Here is a 15,266-nt window from a genome sequence, read left to right on the forward strand (position 1 = left end):
GCTGGCGACGGTCCATGATCGAGGCGTCGGGGCCTGGAGGCGTGAAATCGGTGCATTTCTCGCTCGCCGCCTTGGCGTGGGCGAGTTTGATGTCCTTCCAGTGCGCGAACGGCGCCTTCTGGGCCGCGGTCAGGTTGAGGCGGGCTTCCAGCTCGGCGACTTTGCCGACCGCGTGGGCATAGAAATTGGCGCACATGTCGGCATGGTGCGTGGCCATGGCGGCCATGCGATCCGGCGGCGGGGTCTGCTGCTGGGCCAGAGCCGGCGTGGTAAACGCGAGTGCGGCCAGGACCGGCAGCGCGGAAACGAATTTCATGACGGGTACTCCCGGTGTGTTGTCGAAAGATTGAACGGGCGGTCCCGGCGGCTCCGTCTCGTCTTTCCCTGAATTCTCTGTCATCGCGGCGACGGCGCCCGATGACAGCGGGCAGGCGCGCTTCTACAGTCCGGCCAAATTCAGGAGGGATGTCATGCGCGGGTTGATGGCGGTGGTGGCGGCGGCGGCTTTGGCGGTGGCGGCGGGAGCCGGGCCGTGGCCGGGCGGCAAACAGGCGGCGGTGGTTCTCACCTATGACGACGCCCTGACGTCGCAGCTCGACATCGCCCTGCCGGCGCTCGACGCCGCCGGTCTCAAAGGCACCTTCTTCCTGATCGGCTCGGCGCTGAAGCCTGAAACCCTCGCGCGCTGGCGGGCGGCGGCGGCGGCGGGTCACGAACTCGGCAACCACACCGTCTTTCACGCCTGTTCGCGAAACGCCTATCCGGCGCCGGATCGCTACACGACCGAGACCTACACCGTCGACACCATGCTGACGGAAATCCGCACGATGAACACCTTCTTGACCGCGATCGACGGCAAGCCGACCCATGCGATGGCGACGCCGTGCGGTGCCCATGTCGCGGGCGGGGTCGATTACCTGCCGGCGCTGCGCCAGAGCGGCATGGTGCGCTTCGATCGCGGTGTCGGCGGCACGGTCGGCGATCCGCTCGATGTTCCCAGCGTGTGGTTTGCCGGCCAGGCAACCGGCGCCGACATGATCGCGGCGGTGGAGAAGACGGTTGCGTCGGGCGGCGTCATCGTGTTCGGCTTCCACGGCGTCGGCGGCGACTATCTGACGACTTCGGCCGAAGCCCACGCCCAATTGGTGGCCTATCTGAAGGCACACCAGGACACCATCTGGGTGGCGCCGTTCTCGACCGTGATGGAAGCGGCGGCGAAGAAGTAGCTACCCGCGCAGTTCGCGGATCGTCTTCCTGCTGTCGGCGGCGGGCTGATAGACGTTGGTCATCTCGGCCAAAGCGCGGGCGAACAGCTCGGGCGTGAGCGACGGCGGCAGCACGAAGGCATCGACGCCGACGCGGGCGAGAAACGCGATCTGGTCATAGAGGTAATTGCCGGCGACGCGCACTTCACCCGTAAAGCGCAGCCGCGTGCGCAAGAGCCGCGCCCACGAGAACACGCGCCCGTCGCGGAATTTTCCCATCTCCAGCACCACCAGCGCCAGCCGGTCGAGATCGGAGCCGAGCGCCTCGGGCGATTGCTCGCTGCTCAGGCGCACGCCAAGCGCGGTGTTGCGCGCCAGCAGCGTTTCGCGATCGGCGCGAAACCGGGTCAGCGATACGAGCACCGCGCCCTCGGGTAGCGCCGCCTCGTCGGCAACATCGGTGAAGGGATCGTCGGCAACAAGGCCGCGTTTGATCAGCATGGCAGCCCCTCTTTCCTCCCCCGCGCCGATGATTGTGGGAGCATCCGCTCTCGCGAAATAGCGGGGGAGGTGGACGCGTAGCGGCCGGAGGGGGAGCGGTCCTCAATGCGCCGCATGCAGCTGCTCCCCGTAGGCGACGTTCTTGAACGGCTCGACGCCGAGGCGGCGGGTGGTGTCGAGGAAGCGCTCGCCGGGGCGGCGCAGCTTGAGGTAGGCCTCCACCACGCGTTCCACCGCATCGGCGATTTCGTGGACGCCGAAACCGGGGCCGATGATTTCGCCGATCGAGGCGTCTTCCGCCGCCGAGCCGCCGAGCAGGATCTGGTAGTATTCGACGCCTCTCTTGTCGACGCCCAGAATGCCGATATGGCCGGCATGATGATGGCCGCAGGCATTGATGCAGCCGCTCATCTTGATCTTGAGTTCGCCGATGTCTTCCTGCCGCGCCAGGTTTTCGAAGCGCTTGGCGATGTCCTGCGCCACCGGAATCGAGCGCGCATTGGCGAGATCGCAGTAATCGAGACCCGGGCAGCAGATGATATCGGTGATCAGCCCGGCATTGGCGGTCGCGAGCCCCAGCGCCTGCAGCCGTGCGAACAGCGCCGGCAGATCGCCCGCCTTGACGTGCGGCAGCACCAGATTCTGCTCATGACTGGCGCGGATTTCGGCGAGCCCGAAATCGTCCATCACTTGCGCCAGGCCATCGAGCTGATCGGCGCTGATATCGCCCGGTACACCGCCAATCGGTTTCAACGATATCGTCACGATGCGATAGCCCGGCGCGCGATGGGCGTGGGTGTTGTGGCGGACGAAGGCGCCGAGGTCGCCACGGTCCGGCAGCGGCGCGTCGGCCAGCGGCTCAAAATGGGGCGGGGCGAAATAGGATTCGATGCGGGCGCGTTCGGCCTCGGGCACATTCAAAAATCCCGCCGACTTGATTTCCTTGAATTCGCGCAGCACCCGTTCGCGCATTTCGGTTTCGCCGAGCGTGTGCGCCAAAATCTTGATGCGCGCCTTGTAGATATTATCGCGCCGGCCGTTCTCGTTGTAGACGCGCATGACCGCTTCGAGGAAGCCCAAGAGATCGGGCTTCTCGACGAAATCGCCGACGACATAGCCGAGGTAGGGCGTCCGCCCCATGCCGCCGCCGACCCAGATGCGATAGCCGACGCGGCCCGCCTCGTTCTTCACGATTTCCACTGCCGCATCGTGCCAGCGCAGCGCGGCGCGGTCGTGCGGGCTGGCGATCACCGCGATCTTGAACTTGCGCGGCAGGAAGGTGAATTCGGGATGCAGGCTCGACCATTGCCGGATCAGTTCGGCGACGGGGCGCGGGTCTTCCACCTCGTCGGCGGCGGCGCCGGCGAAATGATCGGCGGTGACGTTGCGGATGCAGTTGCCCGAAGTCTGGATGCAATGCATCTCGACGCTCGCCAGTTCGGCGAGAATGTCGGGCACGTCTTTCAGTTTCGGCCAGTTGTACTGCAGGTTCTGGCGGGTGGTGAAATGGGCATAGCCCTTGTCATAGACCCGCGCGATGTCGGCGAGCTTGCGCAACTGCCGCGCCGACAGCGTGCCATAGGGCACTGCGACGCGCAGCATGTAGGCGTGCAGCTGCAGGTACAGCCCGTTCATCAGCCGGAACGGCTTGAATTCGTCTTCCGTCAACGCGCCCTTGAGCCGCCGCTCCACCTGGAAGCGGAACTGCTCGGTGCGCTCCGCGACGAAGGCCGCGTCGAATTCGTCGTATCTATACATGGCTTACTCCGGGGCCTGCTTTCCGACATCGGTGCGCACACTGGGGCCGCGCGCGCGGATGATTTCGCGCTGCTTGACCGGCTTGCCATCGCGGACCTCGAACAGGTACGGATTGACGACCTGATTGCCGGTGACGAACGCCTTGGCGGCGGCAAGGGCGGCGTCGGCGGTGGCGGCATCGGCGAACACGTCGGCGGCGGCGAGGGTTTCCACCCAGCCCGCGTCCTTCCAATAGAGGACGGTGCCGTCGATCAGCCGGTTTGCGGTCAGCATCTGAGCCATGCCACGAATTTACACGGCCCGGGCAAGGCTTCAAGAAAAATCTCTATTTGTGCTGTAAAAACTCGAAAATAACGAAATTCACTTGTATAACACTACCCGTTGCTGGCGCCGTCGAGCCGCTGCCAGAAGGTCTTGGTCTCGACGAGGTTGCGCATCGCGCGGCGCAGCGACTGATCCGAGGTGAAGAAGCAGCCATACTGTCCGCGCGGCGTCTGTGCGGCCGCTTTGACCGCGGCATCGACGTCGACGCTGGCCCAGCCGCCGCGGGCGGTGAAGGAATCGCAATTGGGGATCAACAGGCGCCAGGTATGGTCGGGGCGGATCACCGCGATGCCATACATGAAGGTGGATTCGCGTTCGTTCCAGGTACCGAAAACATAGACATCATTGGTGTCGGCGCGTTCGAGGTAGTTCAGCAGCAGAGCGTGATGGTCCGGCGTGCCTTCGCTGCCGTCGCTGTTGACCTGAGCCTCTTCGAATTCATACCAGCCATCGGACCGCGGTCGCAGCTTGGCATGATAGGTGTCGCCGTCGCTTTGGTATTTCCAATCCGCCGCTGTCTTGATCGGTTGGGCGGCCATGCCCGGATTGAGCAGCATTTGATTGGATTCGTAACAGCCTGCGAGCAGCAGTCCGGCCAAGGCCAATACCATAGCGCGCATATCACTCCCCCCAACCCGAAATGGTTGATCATTGCCGCGCTATTCTTACGAGTGTGCAACTGTACACGGTGCCGCACCGCGCCACGGTTCGGGAGAACAACAATCACTCGCGGTTACGTTTGCGCCTTTTTCACCCGGCGCCAAAAGCCGGGCTCGGCGATGACGCTGCGCAAGGCGGCGAAAAGCTGGTCGCGGCTGGTGAACTGGCAGACGTCGACGACTTCGCTGATGCTGGCGATCTTGGCGCCGGCGGCGGTGGCAGCTTTGCGGTCGGGCTGGGCGGCGTCGCCATTGACCGGATCGCAATTGGGCGTGACCGTCTGCCAGGAATTGCCGGTGCCGATGACGACAAGGCCGTACATGTAGGCGTGGTCGTCGCTGTTATAGGTGGCATAGACGAAGATGTCGGAGCTGCGGTCGAAGGCGTTCAGCACCACGCGATAGGTTTTCCAGCGCCCTTCAACGCCCTTGGCATCGAGGCGGCTCTCGGCATAGTCGTACCAGCCGTCGCTGCGCGGTGTCAGGCGGGCGTGGTAGCGGTGATCGCTGCCGCCATAGGTCCAGTCCTGCGCGGCTAAGACCGGCTGGCGTGCCGCCGCCGGATCGAGCAGCAGTTTGCTCGATTCATAACAGCCGGTCAGCAGCAGCATGACGGCGGCGAGCAGCGTCCATTGCATTGCGCCAAGTCCCCCAGAACGAGCGCCGGAGTCCGAAGCACTCCGCGGCTGCAAGTATAGCCGTTGCCCTCGCTTCGTACACACGTCTGCGTACCGACGATGCATTGCGCCATCGGGCGGGTGTTCTTATGGTAACGGTAACGGGAGAAACGCATGCTCTATAAATCGCTTGCCGCAGCGGCTCTGCTATTGGCCGCACCGGCATTGGCCGCCGGCCTGACCGTCAGTCCCAACGAGACGCTGGAAGCGCCGGGGCTGTCGGTCATCGTCCACCAGAACCTCTTCCATCCGGTGTTCCGCGACGAAAAGAACGCGGGCCTCCAGATCGTGCTGCATGACGAGCGCATCGCCACCGACGGCGAAGTCCGCCTCAGCCCGACGCCCGAGCAATGGGACCCGGTCCCGGCCATGACCGAGCGCACCCATGGGGCGAAGTCGATCACGGTCGCGTCGGGCTATGGCGACATCGGGCTCACCTATCACATCACGGTCAGCCCCGAAGGCGAGGGCTTCCGCATCGTGGTCGATCTCGACCAGCCGCTGCAAGCCGATCTCGTCGGCAAGGCCGGGTTCAATCTCGATTTCCTTCCCGTTTCCTATTTCGGTAAGACCTTCCTGATGGGCGCGGCGCCGGGGCTGTTCCCGCGCCAGCCGGGTGGCCCGATGAAGACCGATGGCTCCGGCGATCCCGAGCCGCTTGCCGCGGGCGCCAAGACGATCGTGCTGGCACCGGAAGACAAGATGGTGCGCGTCGCCATCGCCTCCGATACCGCGCCGCTGGCTTTGTACGACGCCCGCAACCGCGCCCAGAACGGCTGGTTCGTGGTCCGGGCGCTGATCCCGGCGGGGGCGACGAAAAACGCCATCGTCTGGCATGTGAAGCCGAACGTGGTGAAGGGCTGGCTGCGTCCGCCGGTGGTGTCGTTCAATCAGGCCGGCTATACGCCCGGCCGCGCCAAGGTCGCGATCATCGAGATGGACCCGCGCTTCAAGGCCCCGGCCGAGGCCACCGTCGTCAAGCTCGATGCGTCGGGCAAGCCGAAGCCGGTGTTGCATGGCAAAATCGCGCCATGGGGCCGCTGGACGCGCTACAAATACGCCCGCTTCGATTTCTCCAGGGTGACGGCGCCCGGCATCTACGCGATTTCGTTTGCGGGCCATACCACCAATCCGTTCCGCATCGCCCCCGATGCCTACGCCCACATCTGGCAGCCGTCGCTCGACACCTATCTGGTCGAACAGATGGATCATGTCACGGTGCGCGAGCAGTATCGCGTCTGGGAAGGCTATGCCCACATGGACGATGCCCGTCAGGCGGCCCCCAACATCAATCATTTCGACGGCTACAAGATGGGGCCGAACCTCGATTCGCCGTTCCAGCCGGGCGAGCATATTCCCGGCCTCAATGTCGGCGGCTGGCAGGATGCCGGCGATTACGACATCCAGACGCTGGATAATGCCGGCGTCGTGCGCAACCTGGTGTGGGGGCGCGAACTGTTCGGCCTCGCGTGGGACGAGACCACCATCGATGAAGCGGCGCGCTCGGTCGAGATTCGCAAGCCCGATGGCGTCAACGATGCGTTGCAGCAGATCCGTCACGGCACGCTGCAGCTTCTGGCGCAGTACAAGGTGTTCGGCCACGCCATCGTCGGCATCGTCGAACCGACGCTGAAGCAGTACACCCACCTCGGCGATGCCGGCTCGCAGACCGACCGCATGGTGTACGATCCGGCGCTGAAGCCGAACGATGCCACCGGCGCCAATTCCGGCCGGCCCGACGATCGCTGGGCTTTCACGTCCGACGTGCCGGTTGACGATTACGCTGTTGCCGGCGCGCTCGCCGCCGCCTCGCGCCAGCTGGCCGACAGCGATCCGGCGCTCGCGGCCGAGGCGCTTGCCGCCGCCAAAACGCTATGGGCCAACCAGCAGAATCCGGGCGACCGGCTGAACCGGCCCGAGCGCGGCAACTGGACGGTCGATATGCTCGAACCGGCGGCGGTGTCGGCGACGGTGGAACTGGTGCTCGCGACCAAGGGCGATCCCGTCTACACCGCCAAGCTCAAGGCGCTGCTGCCCGCGATCCGGAAGAATTTCCTCTTCGTCAGCGAGCCGGCGGTCCGCGCCATTCCCTACATGGACGGCGACTACAAGGCGGCGCTGCGCGCCTCGGCGGTTGCGTATAAGGCCGAGGTCGGCCAGGAAATCGCCAAGACCCCGTTCGGCGTGCCGGTGGCGCTCGGCACCTGGGCGGGTTCGGGGCAGGTCACCCAGTTCGGCATGACCGCCTATATGCTGCACCAGGCATTCCCCGACGTGATCGGCACCGATTACACGCTGGCCGCGCTCGATTACATTCTCGGCCGCCATCCGGTGCACAATCTGTCGCTGGTGACGGGCGTGGGCGCGCGCTCCAAACAGGTGATGTACGGCCACAACCGCGCCGATTTCTCCGAGGTGCCGGGGGCGCTGACGCCGGGCGTGCTGGTCATCAAGCCCGATTTCCCCGAGCAGATGGATCAGTGGCCGTTCCTGTGGTTCGAAAACGAAGCCACCGTGCAGGGAACCTCCGTGTACATCCTATTGGCCAACGCCGCGATCGCCGCGACCAAGGAATAGACCGGCGAGCCAACGCGCCCTCACCTGTCATCCCCGGCGAGCCCGCGCCGCACGGTGTCTGCGCGAGGGAACGGTCTTCAAGGCGCGGGCGAAGACCGGGGACCCAGGTGGCGTCACCGGTCGCGCCGCACGTAAGTTCGCACGACTCCCGTCGTGGAGATTTTGCTCGCGTCCCGACCTGGGTCCCCGGTCTTCGCATTCCTCCGCACGCTGTGCGTCGGACTGCTCGCCGGGGATGACAATGGTGGTGAGCATCCGCCTCGAACAGCCCGCCAAACTTCGCTGTGCAAGCCTATCCCCGGCAAGCCCGCGCCGCGCCCCCCCGCTGCACGCGCGAACTCCAACTGTCATCCCCGGCGAGCCCGCGCCGCACGGTGTCTGCGCGCGAGAGAATGGTCTTCAAGGCGCGGGCGAAGACCGGGGACCCAGGTGGCGGCACCGGTCGCGCCGCACGTAAGTTCGCACGACTCCCGTCGTGGAGAATCTGTTCGCGTCCCGACCTGGGTCCCCGGTCTTCACATTCCTCCGCACGCTATGCGTCGGACTGCTCGCCGGGGATGACATCTGGATGAACGCACACCACTGCAGCCCGCCCCGCATCTCCGCGCCCCCTCCATCGCAAAAAAAAAGCCGCCGGGAGAGAGCCCCCCGGCGGCTCGTGAAGGCGGAAGAGGACTTACGCCGCCCGCGTCATGCACTGAACGATGTCGGCCTTGGCGTCGTCGCCGACTCCGGCGATGCCGAATTTCTCCACCAGCACGCCGACCAGCGCCGGGGTCAGGAACGCCGGCAGCGTCGGCCCCAGCTTGATGTGGCGGACGCCGAGCGCCAAGAGCGTGCACAGGATCGCCGCCGCCTTCTGCTCGAACCACGACACGATCAGGCTCAGCGGCAGATCGTTGACGCCGCAACCGAACGCTTCCGCCAGCTTGGTGGCGATGATCAGCGCCGAATAGGCGTCATTGCACTGGCCGATGTCCAACAGCCGCGGCAGGCCGCCGATGGTGCCGAAGTCGTGCTTGTTGAAGCGATATTTGCCGCAGCCGAGCGTCAGGATGACGGTGTCCTTGGGCGCATTGTCGGCGAAGTCGGTGAAATAGTTGCGGCCCGGCTTGGCGCCGTCGCAACCGCCGACCAGGAAGAAATGCTTGATGGCGCCGGCCTTGACCGCGTCGATCACCTTGTCGGCGACACCGAGCACCGCATCGCGGCCGAAGCCGACCAGGATGGTCTTGTCGTCGCCGTCTTCCTCGAAGCCGGGCAACGCCAACGCCTGCTCGACGATCGGCGCGAAGTTGTCATCTTCCAGGTGCTTGATGCCGGGCCAGCCGACCGGACCCAGCGTCCACAGCCGCTCGGAATATTTCTTCTGCGGCTTGATCAGGCAGTTGGAGGTCAACACCACCGGGCCGGGGAAATCGGCGAATTCGAACTGCTGTTCCTGCCAGGCGCCGCCGTAATTGCCGGCGAGATGGGGGAACGCCTTCAAATTCGGATAGCCATGGCCCGGCAGCATTTCGCCGTGGGTGTAGACATTGATGCCCTTGCCTTCGGTGGCTTTCAGGATCGCCAGCAGGTCTTTCAGATCGTGGCCCGAGACCAGGATCGCCTTGCCCTTTACCGGATTGATGCGCACCGCGGTCGGGGTCGGGGTGCCGAAGAGGGTGTTGTTGCCCTTGTCGAGCGCTTCCATGGCGGCGAAATTCACCCGGCCGATTTCGAGCGCTTCTTCCAAGAGCGCGCCAAGGTCGGCTTCGTCGCTGGCGAGCTTGTCGAGGGCGCGTTCGATACCGGCGAACACTGCCTCGCGTTCTTCTCCCAGCACCGAAGCGTGATGGCCGTAAGCGGCAACGCCCTTCACCGCGTAGAGCAGCAAGGCCCGGAGGCCGATGGCGTCTTCGCCGAACGTTTCGACGTTGTATTTGACGCCGGCTTCGGCGGCGTTCGCGACAATCGCGGCCTGGTCGATGCCGGGCGAGAAGGTGGCGGGGCCGGCGAGCACGTCCGGCTCCTGGCCGGCGGCGCGCGCCGCGGTCTCATAGGCGCGCTTCATATGATCGCGGATGCGCACCGCGTCGCCGATCCAGGTGACGAATTTGGCGGCGTCGAAATTGACGTTGGTGAGGGTCGTGAACACCGCGAACAACAGGAAGCGGTCGGCTTCCACATCGGTGGTGCCGAGGGCGCGCGCCCGCACCGCGTATTGCGAAATGCCCTTGCAGAGGTGGATCAAGACGTCCTGCAGATCGGATGTCGGGGCATCCTTGCCGCAAGCGCCGCGCGTGCCGAAGCACCCGAATTTGCCGTCGTCGAATTGGGTCTGTTCACACTGATAGCAGAACAAGGCGTCCTCTCCTTTTAATGTAGTATTGTCCGTACTTCTTTTAAGGAAATGTACGCCGATCGAATGATGCCGATGATTTGCCAGATTGACGCAGGTGTAAGTGCGAGAGAATCGCAAAAGAGGTGGGAGAGAGGCCTATTAAGCAGTCGTCCCCGGCAAGCCCGCGCCGTAACCCCAGTTGTCATCCCCGGCGAGCCCGCGCCGCACGATGTTTGCGAAAGGGACTGGTCTTCACGGCGCGGGCGACGACCGGGGACCCAGGTGGCGCCACCGGTTGCGCCGCTCGAAAATCCGCACAGCTCATTCTTCACGAACCCGCTCGCATCCCGACCTGGGTCTCGCTCGGCTTCACTGTTGCGCAGCTACGACGGGCTTGCCGGGGATGACACCGGTGGTGAACGCGCCCTGCTATTCGCCCTGCGGCGGCTGCGTCGTCGGCCGCTATTCCCAGCTGTCGCGGAATCCCTTGCGCTTCGCCGCGGCTTTTTTCATGCCGGCGCCGGGTGGGATTTTGCCGGCGACCCCGAAGGCATAGCCCTGGCCCTGGTCGAAGCCGGCGGCGCGGGCGCGTTCGACATCGGCCTCGGTCTCCAGGCATTCGGCGATGGTGGTGAATTTCAGATCGCGGCACAGCGCCAGCATCGCCTTCAGCAGCGTGTCGTCGCGCTCGGAGGCGCCGAGCTTCTTCACCAGGCTGCCGTCGAACTTGACGAAATCGACCTCGAAGGCGTGCAGGTAATTGAGCGTCGCGGCACCGGCGCCGAAATCGTCGAGCCCGACCTTGAACCCCATCTGGCGCAGCGCCGCGATTGCTTTGGCGGCGGCGGCCATGTCGGTGATCGCGGCGGTCTCGGTGATTTCCACCAGCAGCCTGGGGCTCAGTTTCTTGTGCCGCGTCAGCAGCCCCGCCAGCATGCCGAAGGCGGCGGGCGACTGGATGGTGTGGCCGGAGACATTGAAGGCGACGTGCGCGGCATGGCTTTTGTCCGCCTCCATCGCGCCGATCACTTTCAGCGCCACGGCGAGATCGAAACTGTCGGCGATGCCGAGCTTTTCGACGAACTGGATGGTTTCGCCGGTCTCGCCCGGTCCGAACCGCGCCAGCGCTTCGAAGTGCGAAAGCTCGCCGTTTTTCAATTCAACGATCGGCTGATAGGCCATGGCGAAGGTGCCGTCCTGGACCGTCGCGGTCAGGTGCGCGAGCCGGGCGTGGGTTTCGTCCAACATGGCATCGAACGCCTGGCCGAGATCGCCGGTGAACGGCGACTGCTTCTTGCCGGCGGTGAAGCGTTCGACGACATAGCGCAAGGCGAGGAAGCGCTGCTCGGGGCGCAGCGCCGGGGCCTTCAGCGCGACATGGGTTTCGTGGATGTCGGCCGGCGGCAGGCCGGTTTTCGCCATCGCAGCGCGGACACCGGCGATCTGGCTCCTGGGCCCTTTGGCAGCGTCGGCGAGGGCGCCGAAACTGGTCTCGGTCAGCCGCCCTGCCGCCTTGGCGCCCGAGGCCAGCATGGCGCGACCGATGTCGGCGAGCAGCGCGTCGGCCTTGTCGCCCGGCAATCCGGCGACGATGGTGGCCAGCGCCGGCACGTTGAGCAGGGTCAAGGCATCGCTGTCGCGCAGCTCGGTGATGGCGGCGAGGAAGCCGTCCTTGGTCGGCAGTCCCGTCGCCGCGTCGGTGTCGGCCCCGGCAAAGCTGAGCTGACGGTCGGCGAGCGCCAGTGCACACGAAACCCGGTGATCGTTTCCGGGCAGGCGGAACAAGGCCGCCTCGCAGCGCCCGCCATGGGCCAGTTGCAGCGTCAGGCGGTTGCGGCCGCCGCGCGCCAGCATCCGGGCTGCCGCGGCGAAGCGGGCGCCGTCCGCGGGCGTGAACAGGGCGGCGGCGGCTGTGCCGTCGAGCGCCGGCGTGTCGCTGAATTCGGCGGTCGCTCCGGCGGCAAAGCCGATGCGCCCGTCCGCCGCCACCTCCATCAGGAAGTCGGCGCCGGCAAAGGCAAAGCCGAGATAGCGTCGGGTTTCAGAGCTCATGCACCGCTCGCGGAAAGGGCGATTGTCGGCCCCAACCGGTTAGGCGCGGGTAAACCGTGCGACGGGCAAATAAACCTAATCGGCTTCGCCTTGCGGCGGCTGGGTCTTGGGCTTGTCCTCGTCGCCGCCGAACAGCCAGTTGAAGAAGCCGCCGGCCGGCGTGCGCTTCTTTTCCGGCTTGGGTTCCGGGGGTTGTTCCATGTGCGGCGTATTGTTGATGGCGGCTTCGTCGTCGGAGGTGAGGCCGCTGGTGGACAGGCCGCTGTCGTCGAGGCCGATGGCGTCCTGCGGCGCCGAGCGGTCGAGGCCGCGCGGCGGCAGGCCGGCTTCGGCGGCCTTCATCACCGTTTTCCAGATCGTCGCCGGAATGGTGCCGCCGGTGACGCCTTTCATCGGCGCGGAATCGTCATTGCCGACCCAGACGCCGGTGACATAGTCGGTGGTGAAGCCGACGAACCAGGCGTCGTGATAATCCTGGGTGGTGCCGGTCTTGCCGCCCGCTTCGCGGTCCATGAGGTTGGCCGAGAAGCCGGTGCCGTGGCTGACGACGCCGAACAGCATCGCGGTCAGGTCTTTCATGACATGATCGGCGATGACGCGCTCGGGTTCATGCGGCTGGCGCTGATAGAGCACCCGGCCGTCGGCGCCGTTGACTGCGGTCACCATGTAGGGCGTGACCTTCATCCCGCCGGAGGCGAACACGGCATAGGCGCTGGTCAGTTCCAACGGCGTCACTTCGGCGGTACCGAGTGCCAGCGACGCGTTGGGCTGCAGCTTGGAGGTGATGCCGCAGCGCTTGGCCGCTTCCACCACCTGATCGATGCCGACTTCCTGCGCCACCTGCACGGCGATGGTGTTGACCGAATGGGCCATGGCATCGGCCAGCGTGATGGTGCCGTAGGAGCGGCCGCCGAAATTGGTCGGGGCCCAGCCGTTGATCCAGATCGGCTGGTCGTCGCGGGTTTCCCAGGGGGACAAGCCGGATTCGAGCGCCGCCAGATAGACGAACGGCTTGAACGCCGAGCCCGGCTGGCGATGGGCCTGAACGGCGCGGTTGAAGGTGGATTCGCTGTAGTCGGTGCCGCCGATCATGGCGACCACGGCGCCGTCCGGCTTCATCACCACGATGGCGGCTTCGTGGACATTGGCCTTCTGGGCCGCCTTGCCGTTGATGACATCGCGGGCGGTGCGCCGCGCGGTTTCCTGCAAGCGCGGTTCGAGCGTGGTGTGGACGGTGAGGTCGCCCGACAGCGCCCGCTGGCCGTTGGCCGAGGCGACTTTCAAGGCTTCGTCGCGGGCGGCATCGAGATAGTAATTGCGGGCATCGACCGAGGCGTGGTCGATCGCCACGGCGGGATGGGCGCGGGCGTCGTTGGCTTCGGCCTGGGTGATGGCGCCGGTTTCCACCATGGTGGCGAGCACGATATTGGCGCGGTCCTGGGCGGCGGCGAGATCGCGGCGCGGCGAGAACACCGACGGCGCCCGGGTCAGGGTCGCCAGCATGGCGGCTTCCGACAGCGTCAGGTCGCGCGCCGACTTGCCGAAATAGACCCGCGCCGCGCCATCGACGCCATAGGCGGCCGAACCGAGATAGATGCGGTTGAGATAGAGTTCGAGGATCTGCTTTTTCGACAGCGACTTTTCCAGCACCGCCGCATCCATCTCCGTCTTCCAGCGCCGCGACACCGTGCGTTCCTGGTTGGTGAAGAGGATTTTCGCGGTCTGTTCGGTGATGGTCGAGCCGCCGGCCACCATGTGATGGGCGCGGACGTTGGCCATCATGGCCCGCACGATGCCGCGCGGATCGACGCCGTGATGCTCGTAGAAGCGCCGGTCCTCCATGGCGATGAAGGCGGCCGGCAAGTATTTCGGCATCTCTTCCAGCGTCAGCCGGTCGCCGACGGCGGCGCCGCGCCGTCCCACCACCGCGCCCTTGGCGTCGAGGAACGTGAACGCGACCGGCCGGTTGAGGGCGTAGAGGTCCTGTTTCAGGTCGAGCGGCGGCGCCACCAGCGCCAGGAAGCTCGGCAGCAGGAACAGGCCGAGCAGCGGCAGCGAGACGATGCCGACGACCCAGACACAGATTTTCAACAGGCGACGATTGTGGGCGATGATCCAGCCTCCAAAGGCTTCAACACCGCGCAGGAACCCTTCCCAAATCTGGCCCATGCGATTTCCCCGCGTTGACGCGTTAAGTCGCCCATCTTTGGGGCGGATTCAAGACGGTATTCGACCCGGCCGTTGAGGTTAACCCCTTGTAAGCGAGGCTGATCTCCAACTTTCCTCCCCCGCGGTGCACCGCTCCATTCGCGGCCCAATCAGTGAAAAAGCGGGGGAGGTGCTGAGCGCAGCGAAGCGGAGGGGGGACCATTCCGGCGCCCGAGCATTCCCCCCTCCGGCGCTGCGCGCCACCTCCCCCGCTTTTTCTGCAGCATGGCCATTCACAAAGCAGGTCTCCGCGGGTGACGAAAGAGGGGCGAGTTTGGCGGGCGAATGCGCCGTCACCGTTCATACGTCCCGGTCAGCCGGCCGCGGGCGAGGATGTGGCCCTTCATCACCTCCAGGTAGTCGGCGAGCTTCGCCTTGGGGCCGAGGTTGAGCGGCCGCGACACGGCGAACAGCTGGAACACGTAGCGGTGGGGGCCATGGCCAGGAATGGGACGGGGGCCTTGATAGCCGATGCTTCCGAAGCTCGCCTTGCCAAAGGCGATCGGCTGACCGGCATTAAGCGCGCCTTCGGGAAGGTTGCGCGTCACCGGCATCAGGCGGGCGATCATGTGCACGATCGCGGCGGGCAGCGGCACGTCGGGGTCTTGCAGCACCAGGAAAAGGTCCTGCGTTCCCGGCGGCACGCCTTCGATCGTCAGCGGCGGCGAGAGATTGGCGCCGACCCCGGTTCCGGCGAAGCGCCGCGGCATCGGTGTGCCATTGGCGAAGGCGGGGCTGGTGAGGCGCAAGGTTTCCGCCGCCGCATCGCTGCGGTTCCAGGCGAGGTCACGGTCGTGGCCCTTGAAGCCGCTGAGGAGTTTGCCAAGCATCATTCAGCCTTTCCGGCAAGAAAACGCGCCAGTGCCGGTCCGGTGACGAGCACGACGACAAAGCGCATCATTTGCATGGTCATGACGAAAGGAACATCCACCTTCGACGAGGCGGCGATGATGGCGACCGAGTCCGCGCCCCCCGGCGAGGT

Annotated in this window: 13 protein-coding genes; 2 read left to right on the forward strand and 11 right to left on the reverse strand. The window is 65.6% G+C overall.

Annotation, left to right across the window (positions count from 1 at the left end):
* Positions 1–316 (reverse strand): hypothetical protein (locus tag AC1P6P_RS18385; RefSeq protein WP_481403897.1); only part of this gene is annotated, 316 nt, incomplete at its 3' end.
* Positions 317–470: 154 nt separating this feature from the next.
* On the opposite strand from AC1P6P_RS18385, the gene AC1P6P_RS18390 reads away from it, so the two are divergent.
* The gene (locus AC1P6P_RS18390; protein ID WP_481403898.1) at positions 471–1,226 is read left to right on the forward strand and encodes a polysaccharide deacetylase family protein; all 756 of its coding nucleotides are present in this window, start codon (positions 471–473) and stop codon (positions 1,224–1,226) included.
* Here the strand turns inward: AC1P6P_RS18390 and AC1P6P_RS18395 are convergent, their stop codons facing one another.
* From AC1P6P_RS18395 to AC1P6P_RS18415, 5 genes are all read right to left on the reverse strand, one after another.
* A complete protein-coding gene (locus tag AC1P6P_RS18395) occupies positions 1,227–1,706 on the reverse strand; it encodes a DUF934 domain-containing protein (protein ID WP_481403899.1) in 480 nt (159 codons plus the stop codon).
* A 102-nt stretch (positions 1,707–1,808) separates the two neighbouring features.
* Positions 1,809–3,464, reverse strand: coding sequence for a nitrite/sulfite reductase (locus AC1P6P_RS18400; RefSeq protein WP_481403900.1), 1,656 nt, complete (start codon positions 3,462–3,464; stop codon positions 1,809–1,811).
* A 3-nt stretch (positions 3,465–3,467) separates the two neighbouring features.
* Positions 3,468–3,746 (reverse strand): DUF2849 domain-containing protein, encoded by a 279-nt coding sequence (locus tag AC1P6P_RS18405; protein ID WP_481403901.1) that lies wholly within the window; start codon positions 3,744–3,746, stop codon positions 3,468–3,470.
* 92 nt (positions 3,747–3,838) lie between these two features.
* Positions 3,839–4,408, reverse strand: coding sequence for a hypothetical protein (locus AC1P6P_RS18410; protein WP_481403902.1), 570 nt, complete (start codon positions 4,406–4,408; stop codon positions 3,839–3,841).
* Positions 4,409–4,521: 113 nt separating this feature from the next.
* Entirely contained in the window at positions 4,522–5,085 is a 564-nt protein-coding gene (locus AC1P6P_RS18415) for a hypothetical protein (RefSeq protein WP_481403903.1), read from the reverse strand.
* A 153-nt stretch (positions 5,086–5,238) separates the two neighbouring features.
* Between AC1P6P_RS18415 and AC1P6P_RS18420 the strand changes: the two genes are divergently transcribed.
* Positions 5,239–7,701, forward strand: coding sequence for a glycoside hydrolase family 9 protein (locus tag AC1P6P_RS18420; RefSeq protein WP_481403904.1), 2,463 nt, complete (start codon positions 5,239–5,241; stop codon positions 7,699–7,701).
* A 676-nt stretch (positions 7,702–8,377) separates the two neighbouring features.
* On the opposite strand, the gene hcp is transcribed toward AC1P6P_RS18420, so the two are convergent.
* The 5 genes from hcp to AC1P6P_RS18445 all read right to left on the reverse strand — a co-directional run.
* Positions 8,378–10,045 carry a hydroxylamine reductase gene (gene hcp / locus AC1P6P_RS18425; protein ID WP_481403905.1) on the reverse strand — a complete coding sequence of 556 codons (1,668 nt, stop codon included), beginning with the start codon at positions 10,043–10,045 and terminating at the stop codon, positions 8,378–8,380.
* A gap of 441 nt (positions 10,046–10,486) precedes the next feature.
* The gene (locus tag AC1P6P_RS18430) at positions 10,487–12,076 is read right to left on the reverse strand and encodes an EAL domain-containing protein (protein WP_481403906.1); all 1,590 of its coding nucleotides are present in this window, start codon (positions 12,074–12,076) and stop codon (positions 10,487–10,489) included.
* A gap of 75 nt (positions 12,077–12,151) precedes the next feature.
* Positions 12,152–14,245 carry a transglycosylase domain-containing protein gene (locus AC1P6P_RS18435; RefSeq protein ID WP_481403907.1) on the reverse strand — a complete coding sequence of 698 codons (2,094 nt, stop codon included), beginning with the start codon at positions 14,243–14,245 and terminating at the stop codon, positions 12,152–12,154.
* 332 nt (positions 14,246–14,577) lie between these two features.
* Positions 14,578–15,117 (reverse strand): YbhB/YbcL family Raf kinase inhibitor-like protein, encoded by a 540-nt coding sequence (locus tag AC1P6P_RS18440; RefSeq protein ID WP_481403908.1) that lies wholly within the window; start codon positions 15,115–15,117, stop codon positions 14,578–14,580.
* On the reverse strand, positions 15,114–15,266 hold a 153-nt coding region (locus tag AC1P6P_RS18445), incomplete at its 5' end, for an AbrB family transcriptional regulator (RefSeq protein WP_481403909.1). The genes AC1P6P_RS18440 and AC1P6P_RS18445, both read right to left, overlap by 4 nt.

The organism is Rhizomicrobium sp., from assembly GCF_056722145.1.

Coding starts and splice junctions, on each gene's coding strand:
- AC1P6P_RS18435 (WP_481403907.1), bottom strand. CDS start 14,245: ATGGGCCAGATTTGGGAAGGGTTCCTGCGCGGTGTTGAAGCCTTTGGA.
- AC1P6P_RS18415 (WP_481403903.1), bottom strand. CDS start 5,085: ATGCAATGGACGCTGCTCGCCGCCGTCATGCTGCTGCTGACCGGCTGT.
- AC1P6P_RS18420 (WP_481403904.1), top strand. CDS start 5,239: ATGCTCTATAAATCGCTTGCCGCAGCGGCTCTGCTATTGGCCGCACCG.
- AC1P6P_RS18430 (WP_481403906.1), bottom strand. CDS start 12,076: ATGAGCTCTGAAACCCGACGCTATCTCGGCTTTGCCTTTGCCGGCGCC.
- AC1P6P_RS18400 (WP_481403900.1), bottom strand. CDS start 3,464: ATGTATAGATACGACGAATTCGACGCGGCCTTCGTCGCGGAGCGCACC.
- AC1P6P_RS18440 (WP_481403908.1), bottom strand. CDS start 15,117: ATGATGCTTGGCAAACTCCTCAGCGGCTTCAAGGGCCACGACCGTGAC.
- AC1P6P_RS18405 (WP_481403901.1), bottom strand. CDS start 3,746: ATGGCTCAGATGCTGACCGCAAACCGGCTGATCGACGGCACCGTCCTC.
- AC1P6P_RS18395 (WP_481403899.1), bottom strand. CDS start 1,706: ATGCTGATCAAACGCGGCCTTGTTGCCGACGATCCCTTCACCGATGTT.
- AC1P6P_RS18390 (WP_481403898.1), top strand. CDS start 471: ATGCGCGGGTTGATGGCGGTGGTGGCGGCGGCGGCTTTGGCGGTGGCG.
- AC1P6P_RS18410 (WP_481403902.1), bottom strand. CDS start 4,408: ATGCGCGCTATGGTATTGGCCTTGGCCGGACTGCTGCTCGCAGGCTGT.